Consider the following 26590-nt stretch of genomic DNA (forward strand, 5'->3'; position numbering starts at 1 on the left):
GAGGTATGGGGCGAAGGAGTCAGAAACCGAGGTAGGCGTGGCGGAGCTCGTCGTCGGCGGCGAGGGCGCTCGCGTCGGAGCAGGCCACGACCCTGCCGAGGTTGAGCACCACACCGGTGTCGGCGATGGACAGTGCGCTTCGCGCGTTCTGCTCTACGAGCAGCACCGCCAGCCCGCCCGCGTCGACCAGCTCGCGCAGCACCGCGAAGATGCGCGCCACCACCTTCGGCGCGAGGCCGAGTGAGGGTTCGTCGAGCAGCAGCACCTCCGGCGCCGAGAGCAGCGCCCTGCCGAGCACCAGCATCTGCCGCTCGCCGCCGGACAGCGAGTGGGCGGACTGCCGCCTGCGGCGTTCCAGCGACGGGAACAGGGCGAACACGTCGGGCAGGTCGGAGACCGGAACCGGCGGAGCCGCCGGAGTCCCGTCGCCCGCGGCGCGGGAGCGGGTGGCTCCGAGCAGCGCGCCCAGCCGGAGGTTCTCCTCCACCGTCAGCTCGGTGATCACCCCCCGGCCTTCGGGAACCTGGGCGACACCCGCCCTGGCGACGTCCTCGGCGGCCGAGTCGGTGAGATTCCGTGAGCCGAGCAGGACCTCGCCCCCGGCCGGCCGCAGCAACCCGGACACCACTCTCAGCAACGTGGTCTTGCCCGCACCGTTCGCGCCGAGCACGGCGGTGATCTGCCCGCGCGGCGCGGTGAGGTCGACCTCGTCCAGTGCGAGCACCGGCCCGTACCGGGCGGTGAGCCCGCGGATCCGGAGCCCGGTCTCCGGCCGCTCCGTCGGCGGGTCGTCGAGTGTGCTGTTCACGTGTGTGCCTCCTCCCCCAGGTAGGCCCGCACCACGGCGGGGTTCGCGGCGATCTCGTCGGGGCCGCCCGTGGCGATGACCCGGCCGAAGTCGAGGACGGTGATGCGGTCGCACACCGACATCACGAGATCCATGTGGTGATCGACCAGGACCACGGCCATCCGGTCGGACAGGCCGCGCACCAGCTCGCCCAGCTCACCCATGTCGTCGTGGCCGAGCCCGCTGGCCGGCTCGTCGAGCAGCAGCAGCTCGGGCTCCGAGACCAGGGCCCTGGCGAGCGCCACCCGCTTGCGAATCGGGTAGGGCAGGCTGTCCGGATAGGCCGCGGCGCAGCCGTCCACGTCGAGGTCCCGCAACGCCCGCTGTGCTCTGTTCCGCACCGCGCGCTCGTCGGCGACCGACCGGGGCAGCCCAAACAGCGCGGAGGCGAACCCGCTGCGGCGGAACCGGTCCGCGCCCACCATCACGTTCTCCAGCACGGTCAGTCCGCGGAACAGTCCGAGTCCCTGCAGAGTGCGCGCGATACCCCTGGCGGCCAGCTCGTGCGGTCGCGGCGGCGGCACCGGGTCACCGCGCCACCGCACCGACGGCGACTCGGCGGCCGTGAACCCGCAGCACACGTTGAACAGGGTGGTCTTGCCCGCGCCGTTGGGGCCGATGACCCCGTGAACCTCGTGGGGCCACGCGGCCAGCGACACGTCCTCCAGCGCCGTGAGTCCACCGAACCGCACGGTCACGCCGTCGATCTGGAACAGGGGGTGTCGCTCCCGCGGGGTGTCGCCGGAGCCGCCGCTACGTTGCCGCACGCTCGTGCCCTTTCGCCGCTGGCGTCGTCGCCACTGCCGCCGACCTCGGCCGGGGTGGGACAAGCTTCGTGCCGGACGCCCAACGACGGCCATAGGCGCAGCGCCCAAGATTTCGGGGTGCCGATGGGCTCAGCGCCCGGTGCCGGTGGACGAAGCGCCCCACGACATGCCAGGGTTACTGCGACGACGACGGCGGCAGCGACGGCGCTGTGGCGCGCTGCGAGCGTTCCGACCGGGCGCGGCGCGGCAACATCCGCGCGGTGACCCTACTCGCGCGGGAGCAGCCTGGATTTCGGCAGCGGCGGCGCGGGCAACGGCCTCGGGTGGCCGGGCGGGAACGTGCCGAACAGGGCGGGCTTGCCCGCGTCTCGCGGATCGGCGGTGTCGAAGCCGAGTTCGGCCTGGTACCGGCGCCGGTACTCGACGATCTCGTCGTGGTCACGCCCGACGAAGTTCCACCACATCACGATCTGCTCTCCCAGCGGAACGCCACCCAGCAGGAGCACGCGGGTCGGCGCGTCGCCCGCGGTGATGACCACCGTCTCGGCTCCGGCGGGGACGTAGGCCAGTGAACGGTGGTCGACGGCGACCGAGTTCACGGTGACCTCCCCGCTCTCGGCGAGCACGGCGTGCTCGAAGTCGGCTCGGACGGTGAGTCGTGCTGAGCAGCCGGGCTCGATGAGCAGTTCGGCACCGAGCAGGTCGGGAGTCAGGGTCTCGACCGGGGAGACCGAACCGAGCAGCTCGCCGATGAACACGCGAGCCGTGACCCCGGACAGCGTCACCGGCTCGGGAACGTAGTGCGCGAACGCGTTGCCGGCGAAGCGCGTCGCGTCCGGCAGCGCGTACCAGAGCTGCACCCCGTGCAGGGTGCTCGTCCCGCTGTGGCTGATCTCCTGGTGGGAGATGCCACGGCCCGCGATCATCAGGTTGAGCTCTCCCGGCACGACCGAGGCCGTGTTGCCGCCGGAGTCGAGATGCTCGACGCGCCCGGTGAACAGCCAGGAGACCGTGGCGAGTCCCGTATGCGGGTGTCGCGGCACCAGCATCCCGCCGCTTGCCGAGACGTCGTCGGGACCGTAGTGATCCAGAAAGCACCACGCTCCCACCAACGACCGCCGCCGCTGCGGGAGCGTGCGGTACACGGTCATCGTCCGCGGACCGCCGAGCGGAACGAGGCGCGGCTCAAGGCGCTGCACGGCCGTACACGGCTGCCCGGACTCCAGAACCTCCAGATCGGGGCGTGCCTCGGCGTTGCTCATCGAACGAGTTTCCCTTCGGAATCGCGGGGACGCACCGGGTGCCCGCTGAGGATGGAGATCCGGTTGAAGGCATTGATCGTGACCGCCACCCATTCGGCCGCCACGAACGTCTCGTCGCCGAGCACGGATCGCGCGCCCGACAGATCGGCGGCGGACTCCTCGGTGAGGGGCAGGACCGTGGACGCTTCGGTCACCGCCAGTACCGCTCTTTCGCGCTCGTCGAACACCCCGGTCTCCCGCCAGCCCGGCAGCAGGTCCAGTTTCTGTTGCCGGATCCCGGCCTGTCTCGCCTCGCGCGAATGCAGGTCCAGGCAGAACGCGCACCCGTTGAGCTGCGAGGCACGGACCTTGATGAGCTCGGACTCCTGCGCCGACAGCCCCCGCCGCGACGTGGCCTCCCGGATCGCCGCCGAGAACGCACTCGCGGCTCGCCATGCCTCGGGCATGACCTTGTCCAAGAACGGACTCATGGGTCTCCTCTTCCGCCTCGACGGCGCTTGTTCCTACCAACTATAGGCACTTACCTACATGCTGTAGGCTTGGCGCGTGCCCCGATCACACCTCTCCGCCGCGGACGTCGTCGATGCGGCTGCCGCGCTCGCCGACGACGTCGGGTTCGACGCCGTGTCGTTCTCGGCCGTGGCTCGATCGCTGGGAGTGCGAGCACCGAGCCTGTACTCGCACGTGCGCGATCTCGCGGCGCTTCGGGACGCGCTCGCCGAGTCGGCCCTGCGCGATCTCAGCGAACGGATCTCCCACGCGATCGCGGGACGATCCGGCGCGTCCGCACTGCGCGGCCTCGCGAACGCGCATCGAGCCCTGGCCACCGAGTCCCCGGGCCGATGGCAGGCGCTCCAGCGGCGAGTCGGCGCGTCCGTGGTCGGCTCGGGCGCGGCCCGCGCCGTCGTCGAGCTGACGAGCGCGGTGCTGCGCGGCTACGCCCTTCCCGAGCGCGAGCACGTTCACGCCATCCGGCTGATCGGCAGTGCGATCAACGGCTTCATCACTCTCGAGTCCTCGGGAGGCTTCGACCACAGCGATCCAGCACCGGACGCCTCCTGGGAGCGGGCACTCGACGCCCTCGACTCGCTGCTGTGCGCGTGGCCGGCCGGGGCGGACGACAACACCGGAACCAAGGGGGAGCACCAATGACGATCCGCACACCTCTCACGCCCGCACTGCTGCGTGGATTCGAGCACCTCGAAACAACGTCCCGCGGGCTGCGGCCCCATCGGCTTCCCGACTGGGTCACCGCTCGGTTCCCCGACCCGCAGCTGCTGTCCAGGGAGGTGCAGCCCTCCGGTGTGCGGGTGGCGATGCGCACCGAGGCGCGGCACATCGAACTCGTCACCCATCCCACTCACCTCGCCTACCGGGGGCTCGACCGTCCCCGAGGCAGCATCGACCTGATCGTGGACCACCAGCTCGTCGCGAGCGATCCGCTCACCGGAGGTGATGTGCTCGAGACGGATCTTGCCACCGGTGAGACCGCACTCGCCGGTGGCCCGCTCCACATCGCGCGCTTCGAGGGACTCGTGGCAGGCGAGAAGCTCGTGGAGCTGTGGCTGCCGCACAACGAGTCGATCGAGCTCGTCGAGCTCCGCACCGACGCGGCCGTGTCTCCCGCACCACTCGGCGCACGGCGCTGGCTGCACCACGGAAGCTCGATCAGTCAGGGCTCCAACGCCACCACACCGGCCCGGACCTGGCCGGCTCTCGCGGCCCGGATCGGACGGGTCGAACTGCGTAACCTCGGTTTCGGCGGCAGCGCGCTCGTCGACCCGTTCATGGCGCGGATCATCCGCGACACCCCGGCCGAGTTCATCAGCGTCAAGCTCGGCATCAACGTCGTCAACGCGGACAGCATGCGCCGTCGGGCGTTCGACCCCGCGGTACACGGTTTCCTCGACACCATCCGCGACGGCCACCCCACGACACCGCTGCTGGTCGTCTCGCCCATTCACTGCGGCATCCACGAGCACACCCCGGGGCCCGGCATGTTCGACCCCGACAGCTTCGGCAACGGACAGGTGCGGTTCGCGGCCTCCGGACGAGCGGGCGACACGGAGCAGGGGCGTCTCACCCTCACGGTCGTCCGCGACGCGCTCGCCGCCATCGTCGAGCAACGGCAGGACCGAAACCTGCACTACCTCGACGGCACCACGCTCTACGGACGGGCCGACGCCGGCGATCACCCCCTTCCCGATGCGCTGCACCCCGATACCACCACTCACGAGTTGATCGCCACGCGCTTCGCCGACCACGCATTCCGCGTCGGCGGTCCGTTCGCGACGGTGTGAGAAGCCCGGGCGGGCCTCCCATGCCGTCCGGCAGCCTACTTTCCGAGGAAGGTGCTCAACGCCGTGTTGACCTCGTCGGCATGCGTCCAGAGCAGGCCGTGCGGGGCACCGTCGATCTCGACGTACTCGGCCTCGGGCAGCGCGGTGCGGAAGCGGCGCCCGGTGGCGTCGATGGGGAGGATGTTGTCCTTGGTGCCGTGCAGGATCAGGGCCGGTTTGCCGCTGGCACGCACCGCCTCGATGTCACCGCGGAAGTCCTCGATCCAGGACGGGACGACCGCGTAGGCGGCCACCGGCGCGCTGGTGATCGCGACGTTCCAGCTGCCGGTGACGACCTCCTGGCTGATCCGGGAGCCGAGGTTCTCGTCGAGGTTGTAGAAGTCGTGGAAGAACTGCGTGAACCAGGCGTACCGATCCCCCTTCGCCGCCGCCATGATGCCGTCGAACACCTCCCGCGGCACCCCGTCGGGATTGTCGTCGCGCGCGACGAGGAACGGCTCGATCGAGGCGAGGAAGGCGAGTTTCGCCACGCGCTCGTGCCCGTACCGTGCCACGTACCGGGCGAGCTCCCCGGTGCCCATGGAGAACCCGACCAGCACCACGTCACGCAGGTCGAGGGTTTCCAGGACCGTGTGCAGATCCGCCGCGAAGGTGTCGTAGTCGTAGCCGGAACCGGCTTTGGAGGACTGCCCGAATCCGCGACGGTCGTAGGTGATGACCCGGTACCCGGACGCGAGGAGCTCCCGCGTCTGACGCTCCCAGCTGTGCCCGTTCAGCGGGTAACCGTGGATCAGGACGACCGGTTGCCCGGAACCCTGATCCTCGTAGTACAGCTGAACCGACGTGCTGTTCTCGTTGCCCACGGTGATGTAACCCATCGTCTTCCCTTTCGCTGTCGGCCGACCCGATGGCAGCAACTCATCGCGCCAGGAGAATCGTGTGCTGACTACCCGGTCACGAGCTCTGTATCACCCGCGTGACCAGGGCGATGTCGGCCGGTGTCGGCTTGCGGAACACACCGCCACGGGCAACGAACTCATCACCGTGCCTTCTGAGATGACGTGCGAACAGCGGGCACACCGGCACAACGGTGAGATTCTGGCGGATGCTGTCCGCGAGGGCCTCACGCACCAGCAGCCCCGCCAGACCACGTCCTCCGAACTCCTGGTCCACCTCGGTGTGGAAGAAGATCCGCTCGCCCGCGACGTCCTGAGGCTCGACGAAGTCGGCTCGGCCGACGGGAGGCCCCTCGGCGACATGCACGGTGTAGGAGCCGACCGGACTGGCGGGCTGCAGCCCGACCGTCACGGGCGCGCCGGTGTTGTCCGTCAGTTCTCGAGGCACCCGACTGTCCTTTCACTGGGCTTCCGGTTCATGGTCGCTCCGGAAAGTGCCGCCGGAGCGGCGACGTTGGTGAGCGCGCGAAGCCGCGTGACGTCGACATCGGCTCCGAACGCGGGGGTGCCGGGCTCGAGCCGAGCGCCCGCCGCGAGGTCGCCGACGGTGAGCGGATCGAATCCGAGCGCATCGGTCAGCTTCGCGACCACGGCGACGTCATCGGGCGAGTCGCCGGCGATCGCGATCGCCTTACGCTCGCCGGCGCCTGAGGGACGAGCCTCCTCTTCGAGGTCGTGATAGCCCATGTGGTTGAAGGCCTTCACGATCCGCGCGCCCGCCAGGAAACGCTGCACGATTTCGCTCGACGACGTACCGGGCGGCACGATCGTGTCGCGGGGACCGTCGATCTCCCACCAATGGTTCATCGCATCGACGACCAGCTTGTCTCGCAGCTCAGGAACCGGGAGAGCGCGATGCTTGCTGAGCGGGAGAGCGAGGATCACCACGTCCGCGGCGCCCGCGGCCTCGGCCGGCCACACGGCGGTCGCACCGGGGGTGAGCACCTCGGTCGTCAGCGCGATCTTGGCGGGGTCGCCGGACCCGGAGACGAAGACCCGATACCCCGCGGCGACCGCCAGGCGCGCCAGGACGGTACCGACTTTCCCCGCACCCAGGATTCCGATCGTGGTGATCGGCGCGTTCATCGGGTCGCTCCCGCGGTACCGGCGGGCTGTTCGGCCAGAAGCTCACGGACCCGGGGAATGACCTGAGTGCCGTACAGTTCGACCGAACGCAGCCGGGCCGAGGCGGCGACGGTGCCCGCAGCGGAGTAGATCATGTCGAACCGGCCCGCGTTCAGCACCCGGATGGCGTGGGCGATCTTGTTCGCGACCGTCTCAACAGAACCGACATAGAGCGATCCGTGCTCCACCTCGGCGTCGAACTCGTCCCGGCGAATCGGTGGCCAGCCGCGCAGCGCCCCGATCCGGTCGCGAATCTCTGAGTATCCCGGGTAGAACAGCGTCCTGGCTTCGTCATCGGTGGTGGCGACGAAGCCGGGCGAGTGCATCCCGACCGGCCGTGCGGTGGTACCGAATTTCTGGCTCGCCCGCCGGTACAAGTCCACGTAGGGGGCGAAGCGGTCAGGGGCTCCGCCGATGATGGCGAGCATGAGCCGGAACCCGTAGCGGGCGGTGCGGACCACCGACTGCGGCGACCCGCCGACTCCCACCCAGGTACTGAGGCGCCCCGAATCGGTCTTCGGGTACACGTCCGCCTCGTGCAGAGCGGCACGGGTGGTGCCCTCCCACGTGACCGGCGTTTCGTCCAGGAGCCGGTGGAACAGATCGATCTTTTCGTCGAACAGCACCTCGTAGTCTTTCAGGTCGTGCCCGAACAGCGGGAACGACTCCGTGAATGAACCCCGCCCGAGAATCACCTCGGCGCGGCCGTGGGAGAGTGCGTCGACAGTCGCGAACCGTTGGAAAACCCGCACCGGATCGTCCGAGGACAGCACCGTCACCCCCGAGGCGAGCCGAATACGCTTCGTGGCGGTCGCGATTCCTGCCAGCACCGTTTCCGGACTGGAGATCGCGTACTCCGGCCGGTGGTGTTCGCCCAGCGCGACCACGTCGATGCCGACCTGATCCGCCAGGGTCGCCTCGGTGACCGCGGCGCGGATCGCCTGCGCGTGCGAGACGATCTCGCCCCTGTCGTCGCGGGGCCGGTCTCCGAAGCTGTCGACACCGAACTCGATCCGCGAGACATCCATCGTGTGCTACTCCTTCAAGGCCAGGTCGTGCCACGGAGCGCCGGGGCGGTCGTCGGCGGAGGGCGATCGCGACTCTCCATCGTTTTGTTGACGTGTCAATCATGCCCGCTCGTGGTTGACACGTCAACAAATGCGGGTGGCGGAGCCGCGACGGCCCCGCCCCTCCCGCCGCGCGGATCCAGTGCTACACACCAGCACCATCAGCCGTAGGCGTGGCCAGAAGTTGCAGCTCCCAGGCGAGCGCGATGCCACTACCGCCCGCGTGCTCCTGGAGAACCGGCCCGAGCGCGGCAGCCGTCGACTCGCGGGCCCAGTCGCGTTGCCAATCACCGGAAACGGCCATCCAGGTGATGGGGACCACGCCTGCCTGCTCCATGCGACGCACCGCCATGTCGTGCGCCTCGGCACTGACTCCGCCGCTGGCGTCGGTGACGGCGAAGACGTCGTACCCCTCCCCCGCCGCCTGAATGGCGGGCATGGCGACGCAAATCTCGGTCCAGAGCCCGGCAAGGATCAGCTTCGTGCGCCCCGTCCGCTCCACGGCGTCGACGACCCGGCGGTCCTCCCAGGTGTTGATCAACGTGCGGTTGATCGGCTTCTGGTCCGGGAACACGTCTTGGAGGCCCTTGATGAGGTGGCCGCCCCGATCTTCGATCACCGTGGTCAGCACCGTGGGAACGTCGAAGACCTTCGCCAGCTTGGCCAGGCCGACGACGTTGTTGACAATCATGGTCGGTTCGTGGCTGTGCACGTTGGCGAACTGGAATGGCTGGTGGTCGATGAGCACCAGAACGCTCTGTTCGGGGGTGAGCAGCGCGTCGAGTCCGGCCTTCGCGGTGCGCGTCACGATATTGCCTCCTGCGTGGTGGATTGGACCGTGGATGGCGGGAGTCGGATCGGAAAACGTCTCCCGTGGCCTGACCTGACGCTACGGCGGCCGTCTTCTGGAAGTCCAAGACTTCTCCGGGCGAGAGACGATAGGATCCGCCTATCGATATCAGCCCCCGTGTACTGCGCTATTTCCTGGCCGTAGCCGAGGAGCTTCATTTCGGCAGGGCGGCCATGCGTCTCTATATCTCCCAGCCGTCGCTGAGTCATCAGATCCGCAAACTCGAGCAGACCCTCGAAACCCCGCTGTTCGTACGGTCGAGCCGTCGGGTACAGCTCACCGCCGCGGGCCGGACGCTCGCCCACGAGGCGCCGCGAGCACTGGCCGCGCTGGAGCGAGCCACGCGGCTGACCCGCTTGGCCGGATCGGGCATCGCGACGACGATCCGGCTGGGCTACACCCCGGTCGCGAACTTCGGCACGCTCACGGCCCTACTGAATGCTCTCCAGGAGGACCACCCCGGTGTCACGGTCGACGCTCGAGAGGTTTTCAGCGCCGAGATCCCCGAACGGCTCCGTGCGGGGGAACTGGACATCGGTCTCGCCCTCTCACCGCGGCCCCTGGACGGCATCGGTGGCGAGATTCTGCGCCAGGAGCCCGTTTCCGCGCTACTGAGCACCCGGCATCGCCTCGCCACCGGACCGGCCATCCCGGTGAGAGCACTGCGCGACGCGACGCTGCTGCTGTTTCCCCGCAAGCTCGCCCCGGCGTACTACGACGGCATCGTCGCCGCGTGCCACGAAGCGGGCTTCTCACCCGAGATCCGCGCGTTCGAGGACCCTCCGGTGAACGCCATGCTCGCCCGGCTCTCCGGAGGACGTGAGATCGGCCTGGCCCCGACCGCGTTCGCCGAGCACGCCGCGAAGGCCAGTACCAGCGTCGTCCGCCGCGCTGTCGTCGAGCCGCCGATCATGGCGGAACTCTCCGTTCTGTGGCCCGCGGACGATCCGTCACCAGCAGTCGCGGGCGTCCTCGCCACCGCCCGACGATGCGCGCAGCGCAACGGATGGCTGTCCGGGCCCTCACCGTGATCTCTTCGGGCGCCGACATCCGTCGCGGGGAGCCATGGGCGCAGCGCCCAGGATTTCGGGGTGCCGATGGGCTCTGCGCCCGGTGACGGTGGACGAAGCGCCCACGACATGCCAGGGTCACTGAGATGACGACGGCACCGGGCGATCCGGCCGGCGGGGAGGTGTCCTCGCCGGCGAGGGCAGCGCTGCGGCTGCTCAGCCTGGCCCTCATGGAGGAACTGGACACCCTCGCCGATCGCCTGACGCTGCTGGTGCTGCGCGCCGAACCATCGTACGCGGAGCTCGGGGTGTCGGCGCCCGACGCGCTGCGCGAGAACCTCAGGGCGAATCTGCAGCGGGGCATCCAGTCGCTCGGCGGGCTGGTCCCGGCCGGCGTGGACCCGCAGGACACCTCCCGCGAGACGGGCCGCCTGCGGGCTCGCGAAGGGGTTCCGCTGGAGGCGGTGCTGCGGGCCTACCGGCTCGGCGGCCAGGTGATCTGGGAGGCGCTGCTGTCGGCGTCGCGGGAGCGGTTCCGGGGCCGCTACGACCGCGAGCTGCTCGCCACCGCGGGCCACGTGTGGCGCGCCATCGACGCCAGTTCCGCGGCGCTCGTGGACGACTACCGGCTGGAGGAGTCGCGGCTGCGCAGCCAGGAACTGAGCAAGCGTCACGCGTTCCTCAACGCGCTGCTCGACGGGCAGGGCGCGGACGCGGCGCTCGCCCAGGAGGCCGCGACCGTGCTGGGGCTTCCCACGTGCGGGCCGATGCTGTGCGTCGTGGCACCCGTCGACACCGCCACCGACGAGCCGCTGCGTTCCCCGCGAGACGCGCTCGCCACACACGGGATCGTGTCCTCGTGGCACGTGCGGCCCTCCGACATCGTGGGTCTCGTCGCGCTGGGCGACCGGTCCCCCGCCGACGCGCTCGCCGCGCTGCGCCCCTCGGTCACGGGCCGGGCGGGAGCCTCGCCGGTGATCACTTCACTGGCGCAGGTGGCGGACGCCTACACGCTGGCGCGGACGGCGGCGAGGACGCTGTGCGGCGCTGGAGTGGCGTTCCTCGACGATCACCTGCCCGAGGCACTGCTCGTCGGCAGCCCCGAACTGACGGGCAGGCTCGTGCGGGTGGCGTTCGGCGGACTGCTCGACCTCCCGGCGCACGAGCGCGAGACGCTGTTCTCGACGCTGGAGGCGGTGATCGACAGCGGCGGCTCGCCGACGCGGGCCGCGCAGCGGCTCTACTGCCATCGCAACACCGTGATCTACCGCCTTCAGCGGGTCGAGGCGGTCACCGGCCGCTCGCCGTCGAAGGCGCGCGACCGCCTGCTGCTCAACCTCGGCCTGCTCGCACTGCGGCGCTCCGGCGACGGCACGGGCACGGCGCTCAGTCGCTAAACTCCTCCTTCAACCGGCCCACCATGCCCTTGCCACCGGTCAGCTTCGGATCGGCGGGCGCGCCCTTGGAGCCGTCGTAGCTGGCGAACAGCTTCGGGTCCGGCGCCGGAGCCTCGCCCGGGCCACCCAGCGGCCTGGGTTCGGTGACGATGCCCATCGAGTGGGAACCGTCCGGTGCGGTGCCGTTGGCCCACCGGCCGCGCGCCGACTCGTCGCCCTCGGACAGGTTCCACAGGCTCGTGGCGTGGTCGGTGTGTTCCTCGTCCAGCAGCGCGTTCGGTGCGATGGTGCCCTCGATGCCGTCGGCCTTGAGTTCCTCGATCGCCGCGAGCCACAGGTTCTGGTGGTAGGTGTCGCGCGCGAGGTTGAACTTCAACATGTCCTTCACGCCGGGGTCGTCGGTCATGTTGTAGAGGCGCGCGGTCTGCAGGCGTCCCTGCGCCTCCGCGGCCACGTTGGCACGGAAGTCGGCGAGCAGGTTGCCGCTGGCGATGATGTAGCGGCCGTTCCAGGGCACGCCCTGGCTGTCGTTCGGCATCGCCCCGCCGCCGCCCACGATCGCCTGCTGCGGGTCCATCCCACCCAGCACCGCCGCCATCACCGGGTCCTGCACGGCCCGCGTGGTCTCCGTGGCCGGGGCGCCCTCCAGCAGCCGCGCCACCATGGTCGCGAGCATCTCGACGTGCCCGATCTCCTCGGTGGCGATGTCCATGATGAGGTCCTTGTACTTGCCCTCCATGCGGCAGTTCCAGCCCTGGAACAGGTACTGCATGGTGACCGTCATCTCGCCCCACGCACCGCCGATCAGTTCCTGGAGCTTGCGCGCGTAGACCGGGTCGGGCTGCTCGGGCTTCGCTTCGAACTGGAGGTGCTTGGTGTGAGTGAACATGGTGCTCCCGCGTCGACGTCTCGGTTGGCCCTGTGCGTGGGAATTGCCGGGGCAACGCCCGGCAAACGGGCGCGGCCTCGTCCCGGAGGGTGAGGTTCTGCGCGTGTCCCGCCCGCCTCGCCGTGCGCGACGCCGCGCACCTGCCACGCTGAACGGATGCGGACTCCGACGGCACCGCGGTTACTCGTCGTCTCCTGCCCGGACGCACCGGCGTCGCCGGTGCGGGTGCGGCAGGCGGCCGAGCACGTCTGGCCGACGGTCGACGTGGTCGGCGAGCGGGTCGACGTCCCGGCGACGTGGCTGCCGACGGGTGCCGCGGCAACCAGAACGGCCAGGACGGCCAGAACGCTGGGCCGCCTGCTCGACCGGGTGCGGCCCGACCTCGTGCTCGTCACCGGGCCGGTGCTGGCGGACGCGCTCGGCCTGTTGCACCGGCACCGGGGGCTGGCGCTGCCGTTCGCCCTGTGGGACCCCGACGAACCCACTGACCCCACCTCCACGTCCGGCGATCTCGACACGGTGCTGCGCCGCCTCGCGCACACCCCGCCCCGCCCCGGCCCACGGCGGCTGCCGGCCTCCGACGCGCTGTTCGCGCACGTCGACACCCCCGCCGCGCCGCAGCATGTGGGCACGGTGCTGTTGTTCGACGCGGGACCCGACCTGACCGCCGAGCACGCTGCCGGGATGCTCGCCGGGATTCCGGGTGCCCTGGGCCGGATCACCGCCGCCACCGCCACCCGCGCTGCCAGGTGGGTCCCGGTCCCCGGCCGAGGCGCGGCCTCCGGCGTTGAGGTCGTCTCGTCGCCCGAACTCGGCCCCCAGGTCGACGCGTTCTTCTCCGAACCCCTGCGCGCCGGGTGCGCGGCAGGGGCGATGCGGCTGGTCACCGGACTCCCCGACGGTCGCAGGGCGCTGCTGGTGAAGCTGCACCACGCGCTCGGCGACGGCATGACCGTGCTCCAGGCCCTGCTGTCGGACACCGACGACGCGGGACGCCTGTCGTGGTCGTCGAGACCGGCCCCGGCCGTGGGCGGCACCGGAGTGCCCGGCCTGCGGGCCGGTGCGGGAACGGCACTCGCCGGGCTCCGGCGCCTGGCGGCGGGGGGCCGGGCGCCGGCCGCGCCGACCGACGGACCCGTCACCACCGCACGACGGCACCACGCGCTCGCGCTGCTGCCCGGGCGCGCGGTGCGCACCCGCGCGAACGCGCTCGGGGCGAGCGCGGCGGAGTTCCTCCTCGGCGTGTTCGCCCAGGCATGGCACGAGACCGGGCTCGCCGGGCGCGCGGAGCGGTTCCGGCTGATGGTCCCGTGGTCGGTGCGCGGGACCGGCGACCTGCGAACGGCGGGCAACCAGACCGGAGCCGTGCCCGTGGACCTTCCCGTGGGGCCGATGCCGTTACCCGGCCGGGTGGAGCGCGTCGCGGCGGAGCTGCGCTCGCGCACCGGCGGCGGCGTTCCCGAGGCCGCCAGTCTCGTCGTCCAGGCTCTCGGCGCGCTGCCGCCCCCGGCGCATCGTGCGGCGGCACGGCTGATGTACCGCGGCGGGTGGTTCAACGCCGTCGGCACGGTCATGCCGGGTCCACGGCGGGAGGTGCGCTGGCACGGCGCGGTGATGTCGGTGGCCTACCCCGTGCTGTCGCTCGCGCCCGGCACCGGACTGGCGTGGGGCGCGCTCACCTGGGGTCCGTGGATCACGCTGGGCCTCACGGCCACTCCGGAATGGGGCGGGGTCGCCGACGCCGTCACCGACCGGATGTCCGCCCTGGTGGCGGAGCACGCCGGACAACGGTCATGATCGCCCCCGGCACGCGCGTGCTCGTCACCGGTGGATCGTCGGGCATCGGCGCGGCCACGGCGGCGACGTTCGCCTCCCGGGGCTGCGCCGTCGTGGTGGTAGGACGCGACTCCGGCGCCCTCGCCGAGGTGGCCCGGCGCACCGGCGCGAGACCGTGCCGTGCCGATCTCACCGAGCCGGACGCCGTCGACGCGGTGCTGGCCGAGGCGGGCGAGGTGGACGTCGTGGTGGCGGCGGCCGGGGTGGGCTGGGCCGGGAGACTCGCCGACATGCCCGACCGGGACATCGAGACGCTGCTCCGGACCAACGTGCTCGCCCCGGCGCGACTGGCCCGCGCGGTGTTGCCGGACATGGCCCGGCGCGGGCGGGGCCACCTCGTGTTCGTCTCGTCCATCGCGGGTCATCTGGCCGTGGCCGACGAGGCCGTGTACTCCGCGACGAAGGCCGCGGTGAACACGCTCGCGGGCAGTCTCCGCCACGAGGCCCGCCGGCACGGTGTGGGCGTCTCGATCGTCGTGCCCGGCGTGGTCGACACCGCGTTCTTCACGCGGCGTGGCACGCCGTACCACCGACGCACCCCGCGTCCCGTCGCGGCGGAGGTCGTGGCGGCGGCCGTCGTCCGCGCGGTGGAACACCGCCGCGCGGAGGTGTTCGTGCCGCGCTGGCTGCGCCTGCCCGCGCGGTTACGCGGTCTCGCGCCGGGCCTCACGGACGCGGCGCAGCGCCGCTTCGGGTGACGTCCCGGTGAGCCATGAGCCAGGCCAGGGTGCCGGGATCGGTCACAGGCCCTTGGCCGCCCGCAGCGACTCCTTGAGCGAACCCAGCGTGGCCAGCACAGCCGTCGGCTCGTAGCCACAGTGCGCCATGCAGTTCGCGCAGCGCGGGTCACGGCCCCGACCGTAGGACTCCCAGTCGGTCGTCTCGACGAGTTCGGCGTAGGTGCTCGCGTAGCCGTCGCTCATCAGGTAGCACGGCTTCTGCCAGCCGAACAGCGAGTACGACGGCACGCCCCACGCGGTGCAGCCGAAGTCGACCTTGCCTTCCAGGAAGTCGAGGAACAGCGGCGAATGGTTGAGCCGCCACCGTTTGCGGTTGCCGCCCGCGAACGCCTTGCGGAACAACTCCCGCGTCTCCTGCACGCCCAGGAAGTGTTCCTGGTCCGGCGCCTTCTCGTAGGCGTAGGCCGGGGAGACCATCATCTCGTCCACCCCGACGTCGTCGTTGAGGAAGTCGAGCACGTCGATCAGGGTCTGCGGGGTGTCAGTGTTGAACACGGTCGTGTTCGTGGTGACGCGGAAGCCCCGCCGCTGGAGTTCGGCGATCGCCTCCATCACCTCGTCGAACACACCCTCCTTGGCGACAGCGGTGTCGTGCCGCTCCCGCAGGCCGTCCACGTGTACGGCGAACGCGAAGTAACGCGACGGCCGCAGGTCCAGCTTGTCGATCTTGCGGCGGAGCAGGGCGGCGTTCGTGCAGAGGAAAACGTACTTCTTCCGCCGCACCAGCTCATTGACCATCGTGTCGATCTCGGGGTGCATCAGCGGCTCTCCCCCGGCGATCGACACCATCGGCGCCCCGCACTCCTCGATGGCGTTGATCGCCTGCTCCACCGGCATGCGCTGTTTCAGCACACTCGCCGGGTGCTGGATCTTGCCGCATCCCGGACAGCCCAGATTGCAGGCGAACAGCGGCTCCAACTCCACGATGAGCGGGAACTTGGAGCGCCGTCGCAGCTTCTGGGCCAGCAGGTAGCGCGCGATGCGCAGACTCTGATGCCACGGCATGCTCATCGGTGCCGCACCTCCTTCGCAACCTTCACAACGCTGTAGTCCACAACGCTGTCGTCTCCGGCCCGCCCCGGCGCGACGGCGCGCGCCCACGCGCGCAGGGCGGGCCCGGCAGCCGCCAGCGCGGTCAGCGCCGCGACCCCGCCCGGCACCGTCGCCGGGCTCACCAGCGGACGGCTCGGGGTGTCCACCACCGCGCGCAGCACGACGGCGGGCCGCCCCTCACCCACCAGCTCCAGCAGCGAACCCGATTCCATGTCCAGTGCCACGGCGTTCCCCGCCGGGACGGACCCAACCCGGGCAACCACCCGGTCGGACTGCGATACCACGCCACGGTGAACCCGCCGGGTGAACCCGCGGTGCCGGCGCAGCGCGGCGGCGAGCAACGGCGCCGCGGGGCATCGCCACGTCGCGTGCGGCGCGTCGACGACCTCGCCGACGACGACGTCCCCTGGTCGCGCGTCGCGGGTGAGCGCACCGGCGACGCCGACCACCGCCACGGCGGCGGCCGGGTTGCGGCGCAACGCCGCGAGGACGGCCGCCTCCCGGCGCGCGCGCATCCCCGCCCACACGACGGCCACGACGTCGCGGCCCCGCGACCCCGCCCGCACGCTGACCGCCTCCACGGCCAGCGGGCAGATCACCAGCAGGTCGTCAACCCGGCCCGGCACGGTCACCGCTCCCGGCGGTGTCGAGGTACCGGCCGAGTGCGGACAGCGGAAACACGACGCGGTACAGGTGGTAGTTGATGTAGAAGTCGCCGGGGAATCCGGTTCCGGTGAACTGCGGTTCGTCCCAGCCGCCGTCGGCGCGCTGGGTGGCCACCAGCCACTCCACCCCCCGGCGCACGAGATCGCCCCGTTCTCCCGCGGCCAGCAACGCCAGCAGCGCCCACGCGGTCTGCGACGGCGTGGAGGCGCCCCGGCCCGCCCACGCCCGGTCGGTGTAGGAACGCAGATCCTCGCCCCAGCCGCCGTCGGCGTTCTGGTGCGCCGCGAGCCAGTTCACGGCGGCGCGCACGGCCTGGTGCGAGCGCTCGATCCCGCAGGCGACCAGCGCGGGCACGACGGCACCCGTGCCGTAGACGTAGTTGGCGCCCCACCGCCCGAACCACGAGCCGTCCGCCTCCTGCCGTTCCAGCAACCAGCGCACGCCGCGCCGCGCCGCGGCCTGTCCGGCCAGGCCGCGCGCCGCCAGCAGCTCGACGATGTGGGCGGTGACGTCGGCCGACGGCGGGTCGATCACCGCACCGAAGTCGCAGAACGGCAGCTTCTCGCACAACGTCCGGGTGTTGTCGGCGTCGAACGCGCCCCAGCCGCCGTCGGCCGACTGCATGGCCACCAGCCAGTCGGTGGCGCGGTCCACGGTCGCGGCCAGGCGCGCGGGCTCGGGGTGCCGTACCCGGCGCAGCGCCAGCAGCACCTCGGCGGTGTCGTCGGTGTCCGGGTAGTGGTCGTTGGCGAACTCGAAGGCCCAGCCCGACGGCGGCACTCCCGGCCTGCGCACCTGCCAGTCGCCTTCCGAGCGGATCTCCTCGCGCAGCAGCCAGTCCGTCGCCCGGACGAGCGCCGGATCGTCCGGTGGGGTACCCGAGTCCAGCAGGGCCGTCATCGCCAGGCCGGTGTCCCACACCGGCGACTGGCACGCCTCCAGTCTGCGGACCCAGCCGTCCGGGGTGCGCTCGCGCACCGTGAAGCCCTCGAGGCCGTCCAGCGCCTTGCGGATCACCGGGTGGTCCACCGGATACCCGCGCAGGTGCAGCGCGAGGATCGAGTAGACCCACGGCGGCTGGATGCCGCCCCACCCGCCGTCCGCCTCCTGGCGGTCGAGGATCCAGCGCTCCGCCTTCTCCAGCGCGCGCCTGCGCAGCGGCCGCACGGGAAGCCGTTCCACCCGGTGCAACACGGCGTCGAGGCCGTGAAACACACCCGACCACGACAGCAGCGACTCGGACTCGCGGCGCCGCACGCCGGTGCGCAGCTCCCGCACGCCGAACCCGAGCGGCCTGCTCGGTCGCGCGGACCCGACGATGGTCAGCGGAACGACGGTCTGCCTCGCCCAGCACGCCCAGTCGTAGACGTTGAGCGGGAACCAGCCGGGAAGCAGCACCATCTCCGGTGGCAGCACCGGCAGCTCACGCCACGACCACTGCCCGAACAGGGCCAGCCAGATGCGGGTGAACACCCTGGTGGCCTCAAGCCCACCACTGTCGAGAATGTACTCGCGGGCGCGCCGCAGGTGTGCCGCGTCCAGCGGATCACCGGCCAGCCGCAGCGCGGTGTAGGCCTCGACGGTCGTCGACAGGTCGGCGGGACCGCCCCGGAAGTTCGACCACGTGCCGTCCTCGCGCTGCCGCGACCGGATCCAGCGGGCCGTCTCGTCGACGACGTTCTCGTCGTCGATGCCGAGGAACCGCCGCAGCAGCAGGTCCTCGGCCTCCATCGTCACGTTCGTCTCCAGCTCGCCCTTCCACCAGCCCTCGCCGTGCTGGCGCGACAGCAGGTGGGCTCGGGCGGCGTCGGCGCACGCCCGCGCCGCCTCGCGGGTCGGGGCGGCCTCTCGCGGCAACAGCTCGGTCATCGGTCACGCTCCACGACGAACCTGGTCAACTCGGCCAGCGCGGCACGGATGCCGGCAGGTGGGTCCACCGCGGCCAGCGCGGCCTCCGCGTCGGCGACATAGCGCCGGGCTCGCCGCCGCGTCCAGGTCAGCGCACCGGTCTGTTCGACCAGCGCCGCCATCCTCCGCACGTCGGTCTCGCTGGGCACCTGCTCACGCCGGTAGAACTCGCGCAACTCCGCCGCGCTGCCGGTGTCCGAGCTCAGCGCGGCGACCACCGGCACCGACTTCTTGCGCACACGAAGGTCCGCGAGCACCGGTTTGCCCGTGACCTCGGGGGCTCCCAGGATGCCGAGCAAGTCGTCCACGAGCTGGAAGCCCATACCGAGGTTGCGGCCGAAGTCCCCGAGCGCCGACACGGCCGGGCCGCCCGCCCCACCCAGCAACGCGCCCAGCTCCGCCGCGCACGCCATGAGCGAGGCGGTCTTGCCGTCCTCCATGCGCAGGCACTCCTCGACCCCCACCGTCGCCCGGTGCTCGAAGTCCAGGTCGGCGCTCTGCCCCTCGATGAGCCTGCGCACCGCCGTGGTGAGGCACCGGCTCGCGGTGCGGTCGCCCGCCGCGTCCAGCACCTCCACGGCCAGGGTCAGCAGCGCGTCACCCGCCAGGATGGCGGCGGGCGTGCCGAACAGCCGCCACACGGTGGGCCGGTGCCTGCGCTCGGTGTCGCCGTCCATGACGTCGTCGTGCAGCAACGAGAAGTTGTGCACCAGTTCCACCGCCACGGCTCCCGGCAGCGCGGGCTCCGGCCGCGCCCCGACGGCCTGGGCGGCGAGCAGCGCGAGCGCGGGACGCAGCGCCTTGCCCCCGCCTCCCTCCACGGCCTCGCCGCGCTCGTCGGTCCAGCCGAGGTGGTAGCCGACGATGCGCCGCATCGCTGGCTCCAGGGTGGCCACCGCGTCCCTCAGGGCCGGTCGCACCAGTGCCTGGGTGGCGCTCACCTCGGTGGGCATGGTCGCAGTCATCGCCTCACACCTCCCGCAAGGTGGGCGGCCACGAGGTCCGCGGCTCGGTGTCCACTTCGCACGGCTCCCTCCATCGTGTCGGGCCAACCGGTCGCGGTCCAGGACCCGGCGAGAACCAGCCCGGGCATCGCGGTTCGCTGGGCCGCGCGCAACCTGTTCGAGCCCGGCGCCTGACGGAACGTGGCCCGCCGCTGCCGGGTGACGAAGAACCTCGGGTGGCGCGCCGCCGGGGCCGCTGCCGGAGGGAAGAGCCTGCCGAGCTCGGCCAGGAAGACGTCCCGCAGCACCGACGCCGGGGCGGTAAGCCACGTGTCGGCCGCCGACAGCGAGACCGTCAGATACTGGCCCTCGTCCAGCCCGGCCGCCGCCGTGCGGTCGAACACCCACTGCACGGGCGAGCCGACCGCGGCGGCGAACGGCAGGTCGGTCACCGGCCGGTCGTACACGACGTGCACGTTGACGATCGGCACCGAGCCCAGCTGCGCCAGCCGCCGCCGGTGCAGCCCGGCGCGCTCGGGGCAGATCCGGCTCGCCGCCTCCGGTGGCACGGCCAGCACCACCGCGTCCGCGTCGATCACCTCGTCGTCCAGCCGCACCAGGAACCGATCCCGCGTCGGGGTGACCCCGCGCACCGCGCTGCGGGTGCGGACCACCCCACCGCGTTCGAGCAGGTACTTCTCGGCGGGCCGGACGTGCAGGTCCTCCAGCGGCCACCGGGGCACGCCGATGTCGGCCGCGTCGGGTGCGTCGAGCAGCGCCGTACGGAACACCATGACCGCCGAGGCCAGCGAGACCTGCGAGACGTCGCCGTTGAGCGCGGCGACCGACACCAGATCCCACAGGCGCTCCCGGGTCGCGGCGTTCTGCCCGTGCCGGGCGAGCCAGTCGCCGAAACTGTGGTCGTCGAGCGCGGGATCATCCGGATCGAGCGACCGCAGCGCCAGGGCGGCGCGCAGGACCCGCGCCCGGTCCAGCGGGCTCAGCGCCGAGTACCGGGCGATCGCGGGAGCCAGGTGCAGCGGCGCGGGCGCGTCGGTGCGGCGCAGTTCGGCGAACCGCCCGCCCGGCGCGAGCACCGGAACGCGGAAGCGCTCCTGCACCGCCATGCCCTCGCCACTGCCGAGGCGTTCGAGCAGCGCCCGGTAGCCGGTGCAGCACCGCAACACCACGTGCTGGCCGTTGTCGACCGTCAGGCCGTCCCGCTCGAAGGAGAAGGTCGCACCACCCAGCCGGGACCGTGCCTCCAGCACCGTCACGGCGAAACCGGCATCGGCGAGGTCACAGGCGGTCGTGAGCCCGGCCAGTCCCGACCCGACCACCACCACGTCGGCGTCGGCCGGGCCTGCACGCTGCGCCCTCGGCTGCGCGCACGGGGCGCTCACGGCGCGCCTCCCGCGAGCGCCACACCCGCGACCAGCGCCTTCTCCCAGTCCGGCAGGCTGGTCCGCCCCCGCAGCACCTCCGAGGGACGCAAGGCCATCCGAGTCAGCAGGCGCCGGTAGATGCCCGCCATCGCCGCGCAGCACGCGCGGCTGCGGCAGTCGAGGACGTCGAGCAGCCGCAGGCCGCGCTCGTACCATTCGAGGGCCCGTGCGGCCTGGAACTCCAGCAGCGCCACCAGGTCGGCGGGATCGTCCGCCGCTGTGCCGTCGTCGCGACGGTCCAGCGTGCAACCGAAGTGCGCCAGCTCGTCGGCGGGCAGGTACACCCGGCCGCGCGCCCGGTCCTCCACGACGTCGCGCAGGATGTTGGTCAGTTGCAGCGCGACCCCGAGGTCGTCGGCGACGGGTTCGTCGCGAGCCCGGTCGGGCGTGCCGAACACGGCCAGCGACAACCTGCCGACCGAACCCGCGACGCACCGGCAGTACTGGCGCAGCGCGTCGAACGTCGCGTACTCCACTCCCAGCACGTCGGCGCGGCACCCGTCGATCAGTTCGTCGAACGCCCCCAGGGGAAGATCGAAGCGGTGGGCGGCGTCGGACAGCGCCACGAGCACGGCGTCGTCCGCACCGGGACCGAGCCCCGACTCCACCGCACGCAAATCCGTGCGGGCGTCTTCGAGGCCCTTCAGCCGCACCTCCCGGCTCAGGTCGCCGTCTCCGATGTCGTCGATCCGGCGCGCGAAGGCGTACACCGCGCTGAGCGCGTGCCGCTTCGGGGCGGGCAGGAGTCTGATGCCGTAGGAGAAGTTGCGGGCCTGGCGGCGGGTGATGCGCTCGCAGTCGAGGTACGCGTGCTCCGTTCTCACCGCGCATCACCGGCCCCGGGGCCGCGCCGGAGCGAGTCCAGCGCGGCGAGCGCGACGTGCGAACGGCGGGGCCTTGGCCTGCGGGCGAGCACGTCGAAACCGTCGTCCGCCAGTGCGCGCGCGGTGGCGCGACCACCGGCGAGGTAGCCCGCGACGGCCACCCTGGCCGCGCCACGCAGCTCGCGCACGAGCGGTGCGCCCTCGTCCAGCAGCGTCACCGCACGCTGCACCTGAAGTGCCACAGCCGCCCGCAGTCCCGTCCCCGCGGACGCGGCCACCAGGTCGTCCTCGGCGACTCCGTACCGTTCGAGGTCGCTCGTGGGCAGGTAGACGCGGCCCGCGTAGGCGTCCTCGGTGACGTCCTGGCAGTGCTCCAGCACCTGCAACGCGGCGCAGATCCGGTCGGACAACTCGCACCGCCGTGGGGTGTCGGCGTCGAAAACACGCAGCACCAACCTGCCGACGGGCTCGGCCGACAGGGAGCAGTAGCCGAGCAGGTCGTCGAACGTCCGGTAGCGGTCGACCTTCTGGTCGCGGCGGTTGGCCTCGACCAGTCGCTCCAGTTCGGAGTGCGGAAGCCCGCAGTCGGCCACGGTCACGGCGAGCCGCTGGAACAGCGGACCGGACCCGGTACCGCCCGCGTACACGGCGTCCAGTTCGGCCGAGACCCGATCGAGCAGGGCCAGCCGGTCGCCCTGGGCGGCGTCCCCGATGTCGTCGACGGTGCGCGCGAACGCGTACAGCGTGCCGAGGTGACGACGGTACCGGCGGGGAAGCACCCGCAGGGCCACCGGGAAGTTCTCGTGCCGGGCCCGCGCGCGCCACCGCCTCACCGTGGGTGACACCCGCGCCGCTTCGGCGTGCATGGCTCTCGCCTCGTCCCGCTCAGCCGTGGGGCCGACAGTCGGCATCTGGAATGTTCCATTCTCGGCCCGGCGCGCGTCCTCGGGCAACTTCGTACACGAGCACGTCGTCCGGGCTGGGTCGCGACGGTCCTGCGCGAGACTCGGCCGCCTGACCGTCCAGGCTTTCCGCATCCACCGCAGACGATGCTATGGCCTTCCCCGGCTGCCGCAACCGAAGCGGTGGCCCCCCGATCAGGTGAGTAACACCGGAAACCGGTTCTGGAAAGATCCACAATGGCCTCCAGTCACGACCGGGCTCCGCGGCGTCACACGACCTGCCGTTCCACATCGGACCACCAGCTACGGTGTCACGACGGCACGTCCGGTAAGGGTTCCCTCCTCCAGCCTGCGATACGCCTCGGCGACGTCGGCCAGATCGAATCGGGTCACCTCGGTGTGCAGCCGTCCCCGTGCGGCCAGGTCCAGCACCTCCACCAGTTCGGGCCGGCTCCCCCAATAGGTGGTCTGCACGGACATCTCGAACGGCAGTCCGAAGAACGAGACCGGCAGCGTCCCGCCCCCGAGCCCCACGATCGTGAGATCGCCCAGCACGCGGCTCGTCGCGGCGGCGAAGGCCAGCGTGGCGTCGGTGCCCACACAGTCGATCACGACGTCCGCGCCCCTCCCCCGCGTGGCGTCCCGCACCAGCTCGGCCGCGTTGTCCCCTGGCGTGACCACCGTGTCGGCGCCCAGCGTCCGGGCCAACTCCAGTGCCTCGTGCCTGGTGTCCACGGCGATCACCCTGGCCGCCGTCGTGGCCTTCACGATCTGCACGGCCAGGTGACCGAGCCCGCCGATACCGATCACCACGGCGGTCGCCGACGGCGTGAGCTTCGGCCACGAACGCCGTACCGCGTGGTACGGGGTGAGCCCGGCGTCGGTCAGCGGCGCCGCCGTCACCGGATCGAGACCGTCGGGCAGCGGCACCACCTGCCGCGCATGGGGCACGAGCAGGAAGTCGGCCATCCCCCCGTCGAGTCCCAGGCCCCCGCCGCCGCGGGGCACCGGCGCGCGGTCCGGCCGCTCGCAGTAGGTCTCGACCCCGCGCAGGCAGTAGTCGCACTCACCGCAGCCCCACGGCCCGTACACCGCGACCGGCTGCCCCGGCTCCAGCCCCCGCACCCCGCTGCCCAGCGCCTCGACCCACCCCGCGTTCTCGTGTCCGAGGGTGAAGGGCACCGACCACGGCATCTGACCCGGCGGGAACTCGCGGATGACGTGCAGATCCGAGTGGCACACCCCCGCGCCACCGATCCGCACGAGCACCTGCCCCGGCCCCGGTTCGGGAGTGTCCAGCTCGGTCAGCACCGGATCGGTGAGCCAGTCGAGCAGTCGGTAAGCCCGCATGGGTCGCTCCCTCAGGTCTCGTCGCCTCTCGGCCGTACCACCATCACAGGGCACGAAGCGTGGTGGATCAACGCCTGACTGGTGGAACCCAGCAGCAACCCGGTGAACCCACCCCTGCCACGGCTGCCCACCACCACGAGCTGCGCGGTGGTGGACCGGTCCAGCAACTGCCTGCGCGGGCGATCGCGCACCGCGACACTCTCCACCGCGACGTCGGGATACCGCTCGCACCACCCGGCCACCTGCTCGTCCAGCAGGGTCCGGACCTGTCCCTCCTCTGGGGTGCCCGAGAAATACAGCTTGGCGCGGCGCAGCAGGTTCTCGTCCTCGACGTCGGCCCACGCGTGCACGGCGACCAGCGGTGCCCCACGCAGGGCGGCCTCGTCGAACGCGCAGGCCAGAGCCCGTTCGGACAGCGGGCTGCCGTCCACGCCGACCACCACGGGGCCCCGCGCGGGTGGCGCCTGGCGGTCGGGCGCGCACCGCACCACCACGACGGGCGCGTCGGCGTGCGCCGCCACGGCCACTGCGGTGGACCCCGCCAGCATGCCGGTGAAACCCCCCTGCCCCGCGGCACCGAGCACGACCTGCGCCGCGTGCCGCGACCGACGGGTCAGCGCGGGGACCGGCGCCTCGTCCACGACGTGCGTCCGCACCGTCACCCCCGGCGCCACCGCACGCGCCTCGTTCGCGGCGGTCTCGGCGATCGCGTGCGCTTCCTCCAGCAGTGAGTTGATCACACTTGGGGGCATGGGCGCCTCCGCCGCGAAGAACCGCGCCACCAGCCCGTACGCGTACACCACGTGCAGTGGCACATCGCGGCCCGCCGCCCGCTCCGCCGCCCAGCGCACGGCTCGCTTCGACGTCTCGGACCCGTCCGCGCCGACCACGATCGCTCCGGCAGTGGACGACGGGCCGTCGTGTGCCGCCGCCCCCGCGGGCTCCCCCGTGGTGTCCCGGCGCTGCGACGCCATGTCCGCTCCCTTCGCCGACACGCAACGCTGACGATAGGGACTCGCGCGACGGCTGCACCGCCGCCGTTGGTCCCGTCCACGCCGGGACTTCGGGCCCGGGCCGGGTCAGCCCATGGTCTTCTGGCCGTCGATGGTCTCGCGCAGGATGTCGGCGTGACCGGCGTGCTGGGACGTCTCCGCGATCACGTGCAGCAGCACCCGCCGCACCGACCACCGCGCGCCGGGCGCGAACCACGGCGCCTCCGGCAGCGGATACGTGGTGTCGAGGCTGGGCACGTCGGTCACGATCCGCGCGGTCTCGGCCGCGACGTCGTCGTAGGACGCGAGCACCCCGGTCACGGTCTCACCCGGCAGCATGGTGAACTCCCGCGCCCGCTCACGGTGGGCGGCCTCCGCTTTCTCCTCGGTGTCCGGCAGCGCCACCGCCGCCGTATCACCCCGCGCGAACCGCAGCCACTGCCGCTCGGTGGCGGCCACGTGCTTGATGAGCCCACCGAGACAGAGCTCGCTCGCGGTGGGCCGCAGGGCGGCCTGCTCGTCGCTGAGCCCGTTCAGGGTGTGCCGGAGGAAGCCGCGGTGCAGCGCGAGCGTCTCCAGCAGCTCGGCGCGTTCCCCCGTCACCAGTGGTTGACTCGTCATGGTGGTTTCCTCCCTCTCGTGTGGACGGAGACCACGCTAGCCACCACCACCGACAGTTTCCGGGCTGCGCGGTCTCCGCAGATCACTGTGTCGGGGTCGCTCAGCCCCGTCGGCGGCGCGCGCGCTCCAGCGCGGGGCCGACCCGGTCCCGCACGGCCTGCCAGGCCCCGGCCAGCTCGGCCCGCTCGGGCTCGACGGGCTCGGGGTCGGCGCGGTCACCCTGGAACGACAGCAGCAGCTGGACCACTCGCGCCACCACGTCGGGATGTCCGAGCGGCACCGGCGGCTCCACGCGGACGGCGAGATCGGTCTCCCTGCTCACGAACGCGGCCACCCGCACGCCCTCCGCGAGCAGACGCTGCCGCCGTGGCCCCGTGGCGGCGTCCCACCAGTCCGAGGGCGGGCTTTCGCCGCCGGACGCGGGGGCGGGATCCACGGCCACCACGCTGCGCACCCGGTCCGCGTACTCGTCGGCCAGCCGCAACGCCGGTTCGGCCGCCGTCGCGGCCGCCACCAGATGCACCCGTTGCCGGATCGAGCCGAGCAGGTCCTCCACCGACGGCGCCTCACCACTCTCGGCGGGCAGTCGGCACCAGCCGATCCGCAGGTGTTCGGCCAGCGGACGCCAAGTCGCGGGAAGTTCGTCGTGCTTCGCCTCGCCCGCCGGATCGAGCACCAGCACCACCGGGGCCCGTTCGGGGCCATGCCAGACCACGGCCGGTCCCGCACTCCGCACGGCGTCGTCGCCGAAGTCCCTCATGGCCGAAGGCGTACCCACTCGTACGATCACTACGCCCGCCGCCAGCACCACCCGACCGGGTCATCGCCGCGCCGCCGAA

At 71.9% G+C, this 26590-nt stretch carries 27 protein-coding genes; 6 read left to right on the forward strand and 21 right to left on the reverse strand.

Translation table 11 applies throughout. The annotated features are described in order from the left end of the window. Positions 1-19 precede the first annotated feature (19 nt). The 4 genes from FFT09_RS04200 to FFT09_RS04215 form a co-directional block, all read right to left on the reverse strand. Complete coding sequence (locus FFT09_RS04200; RefSeq protein ID WP_138381874.1) at positions 20-808, reverse strand: ABC transporter ATP-binding protein; 789 nt, start codon at positions 806-808, stop codon at positions 20-22. Then, positions 805-1614 carry an ABC transporter ATP-binding protein gene (locus FFT09_RS04205; RefSeq protein ID WP_024874427.1) on the reverse strand — a complete coding sequence of 270 codons (810 nt, stop codon included), beginning with the start codon at positions 1612-1614 and terminating at the stop codon, positions 805-807. The genes FFT09_RS04200 and FFT09_RS04205 overlap by 4 nt, the downstream gene beginning before the upstream one ends. 266 nt (positions 1615-1880) lie before the next feature. Beyond that, positions 1881-2876 (reverse strand): pirin family protein, encoded by a 996-nt coding sequence (locus FFT09_RS04210; RefSeq protein ID WP_138381875.1) that lies wholly within the window; start codon positions 2874-2876, stop codon positions 1881-1883. Further along, complete coding sequence (locus FFT09_RS04215; protein WP_138381876.1) at positions 2873-3346, reverse strand: carboxymuconolactone decarboxylase family protein; 474 nt, start codon at positions 3344-3346, stop codon at positions 2873-2875. The genes FFT09_RS04210 and FFT09_RS04215 overlap by 4 nt, the downstream gene beginning before the upstream one ends. Positions 3347-3422: 76 nt before the next feature. Between FFT09_RS04215 and FFT09_RS04220 the strand changes: the two genes are divergently transcribed. Then, complete coding sequence (locus FFT09_RS04220; protein ID WP_081190811.1) at positions 3423-4028, forward strand: TetR/AcrR family transcriptional regulator; 606 nt, start codon at positions 3423-3425, stop codon at positions 4026-4028. Further along, positions 4025-5176, forward strand: coding sequence for an SGNH/GDSL hydrolase family protein (locus FFT09_RS04225; protein WP_138381877.1), 1152 nt, complete (start codon positions 4025-4027; stop codon positions 5174-5176). The genes FFT09_RS04220 and FFT09_RS04225 overlap by 4 nt, the downstream gene beginning before the upstream one ends. A 35-nt stretch (positions 5177-5211) precedes the next feature. On the opposite strand, the gene FFT09_RS04230 is transcribed toward FFT09_RS04225, so the two are convergent. From FFT09_RS04230 to FFT09_RS04250, 5 genes are all read right to left on the reverse strand, one after another. After that, complete coding sequence (locus tag FFT09_RS04230) at positions 5212-6054, reverse strand: alpha/beta fold hydrolase (RefSeq protein ID WP_081190813.1); 843 nt, start codon at positions 6052-6054, stop codon at positions 5212-5214. Positions 6055-6130: 76 nt separating this feature from the next. Then, on the reverse strand, positions 6131-6520 hold the full coding sequence (locus FFT09_RS04235; protein ID WP_138381878.1) for a GNAT family N-acetyltransferase: 390 nt from the start codon (positions 6518-6520) through the stop codon (positions 6131-6133). Then, on the reverse strand, positions 6505-7218 hold the full coding sequence (locus FFT09_RS04240) for an NADPH-dependent F420 reductase (protein WP_138381879.1): 714 nt from the start codon (positions 7216-7218) through the stop codon (positions 6505-6507). Before FFT09_RS04240 ends, FFT09_RS04235 begins: the two co-directional genes overlap by 16 nt. Continuing rightward, positions 7215-8285 (reverse strand): LLM class flavin-dependent oxidoreductase, encoded by a 1071-nt coding sequence (locus FFT09_RS04245; RefSeq protein WP_138381880.1) that lies wholly within the window; start codon positions 8283-8285, stop codon positions 7215-7217. Before FFT09_RS04245 ends, FFT09_RS04240 begins: the two co-directional genes overlap by 4 nt. Before the next feature lie 184 nt (positions 8286-8469). Then, positions 8470-9132 carry a hydrolase gene (locus tag FFT09_RS04250; RefSeq protein ID WP_138381881.1) on the reverse strand — a complete coding sequence of 221 codons (663 nt, stop codon included), beginning with the start codon at positions 9130-9132 and terminating at the stop codon, positions 8470-8472. Between the two features lie 164 nt (positions 9133-9296). On the opposite strand from FFT09_RS04250, the gene FFT09_RS04255 reads away from it, so the two are divergent. Both FFT09_RS04255 and FFT09_RS04260 read left to right on the forward strand, forming a co-directional pair. After that, a complete protein-coding gene (locus FFT09_RS04255) occupies positions 9297-10205 on the forward strand; it encodes a LysR substrate-binding domain-containing protein (RefSeq protein ID WP_275528139.1) in 909 nt (302 codons plus the stop codon). Positions 10206-10330: 125 nt separating this feature from the next. Then, positions 10331-11581, forward strand: a complete 1251-nt coding sequence (locus FFT09_RS04260) for a PucR family transcriptional regulator (protein ID WP_138381882.1) — start codon at positions 10331-10333, stop codon at positions 11579-11581. Here FFT09_RS04260 and FFT09_RS04265 read toward each other — a convergent pair. Beyond that, positions 11571-12470: a manganese catalase gene (locus FFT09_RS04265; protein ID WP_081190819.1), complete on the reverse strand. Its 900-nt coding sequence runs from the start codon at positions 12468-12470 to the stop codon at positions 11571-11573. The genes FFT09_RS04260 and FFT09_RS04265 overlap by 11 nt on opposite strands. Before the next feature lie 156 nt (positions 12471-12626). Here FFT09_RS04265 and FFT09_RS04270 point away from each other — a divergent pair, with 156 nt between their 5' ends. Together FFT09_RS04270 and FFT09_RS04275 are read left to right on the forward strand one after the other, a co-directional pair. Next, entirely contained in the window at positions 12627-14267 is a 1641-nt protein-coding gene (locus FFT09_RS04270) for a wax ester/triacylglycerol synthase domain-containing protein (protein ID WP_138381883.1), read from the forward strand. Continuing rightward, positions 14264-15004 carry an SDR family NAD(P)-dependent oxidoreductase gene (locus FFT09_RS04275; RefSeq protein WP_138381884.1) on the forward strand — a complete coding sequence of 247 codons (741 nt, stop codon included), beginning with the start codon at positions 14264-14266 and terminating at the stop codon, positions 15002-15004. Before FFT09_RS04270 ends, FFT09_RS04275 begins: the two co-directional genes overlap by 4 nt. A gap of 42 nt (positions 15005-15046) precedes the next feature. Here the strand turns inward: FFT09_RS04275 and hpnH are convergent, their stop codons facing one another. The 11 genes from hpnH to FFT09_RS04330 all read right to left on the reverse strand — a co-directional run bounded on the left by hpnH (position 15047) and on the right by FFT09_RS04330 (position 26511). Beyond that, the gene (hpnH, locus tag FFT09_RS04280) at positions 15047-16057 is read right to left on the reverse strand and encodes an adenosyl-hopene transferase HpnH (RefSeq protein ID WP_024874442.1); all 1011 of its coding nucleotides are present in this window, start codon (positions 16055-16057) and stop codon (positions 15047-15049) included. After that, positions 16054-16725 carry a hypothetical protein gene (locus FFT09_RS04285; RefSeq protein WP_138381885.1) on the reverse strand — a complete coding sequence of 224 codons (672 nt, stop codon included), beginning with the start codon at positions 16723-16725 and terminating at the stop codon, positions 16054-16056. Before FFT09_RS04285 ends, hpnH begins: the two co-directional genes overlap by 4 nt. Continuing rightward, the gene (shc, locus tag FFT09_RS04290; RefSeq protein ID WP_138381886.1) at positions 16709-18634 is read right to left on the reverse strand and encodes a squalene--hopene cyclase; all 1926 of its coding nucleotides are present in this window, start codon (positions 18632-18634) and stop codon (positions 16709-16711) included. Before shc ends, FFT09_RS04285 begins: the two co-directional genes overlap by 17 nt. Further along, positions 18631-19638, reverse strand: coding sequence for a polyprenyl synthetase family protein (locus FFT09_RS04295; RefSeq protein WP_024874445.1), 1008 nt, complete (start codon positions 19636-19638; stop codon positions 18631-18633). The genes shc and FFT09_RS04295 overlap by 4 nt, the downstream gene beginning before the upstream one ends. Then, positions 19635-21020 carry a hydroxysqualene dehydroxylase HpnE gene (gene hpnE, locus FFT09_RS04300; RefSeq protein ID WP_081190823.1) on the reverse strand — a complete coding sequence of 462 codons (1386 nt, stop codon included), beginning with the start codon at positions 21018-21020 and terminating at the stop codon, positions 19635-19637. The genes FFT09_RS04295 and hpnE overlap by 4 nt, the downstream gene beginning before the upstream one ends. Then, entirely contained in the window at positions 21017-21886 is an 870-nt protein-coding gene (hpnD, locus tag FFT09_RS04305) for a presqualene diphosphate synthase HpnD (protein ID WP_138381887.1), read from the reverse strand. The genes hpnE and hpnD overlap by 4 nt, the downstream gene beginning before the upstream one ends. Continuing rightward, positions 21883-22797 (reverse strand): squalene synthase HpnC, encoded by a 915-nt coding sequence (gene hpnC, locus FFT09_RS04310; protein WP_024874448.1) that lies wholly within the window; start codon positions 22795-22797, stop codon positions 21883-21885. Before hpnC ends, hpnD begins: the two co-directional genes overlap by 4 nt. A 294-nt stretch (positions 22798-23091) precedes the next feature. Next, positions 23092-24138, reverse strand: a complete 1047-nt coding sequence (locus FFT09_RS04315) for an NAD(P)-dependent alcohol dehydrogenase (RefSeq protein WP_081190826.1) — start codon at positions 24136-24138, stop codon at positions 23092-23094. An 11-nt stretch (positions 24139-24149) separates the two neighbouring features. Beyond that, positions 24150-25112, reverse strand: coding sequence for a universal stress protein (locus FFT09_RS04320; protein WP_081190827.1), 963 nt, complete (start codon positions 25110-25112; stop codon positions 24150-24152). 105 nt (positions 25113-25217) lie between these two features. After that, positions 25218-25751, reverse strand: coding sequence for a DinB family protein (locus FFT09_RS04325; RefSeq protein WP_081190828.1), 534 nt, complete (start codon positions 25749-25751; stop codon positions 25218-25220). Positions 25752-25851: 100 nt separating this feature from the next. Further along, positions 25852-26511: a hypothetical protein gene (locus FFT09_RS04330; protein WP_081190829.1), complete on the reverse strand. Its 660-nt coding sequence runs from the start codon at positions 26509-26511 to the stop codon at positions 25852-25854. Between the last annotated feature and the right edge of the window lie 79 nt (positions 26512-26590).

Source organism: Saccharomonospora piscinae, from assembly GCF_005862235.1.
GTDB classification, from domain to species: domain Bacteria; phylum Actinomycetota; class Actinomycetes; order Mycobacteriales; family Pseudonocardiaceae; genus Saccharomonospora; species Saccharomonospora piscinae.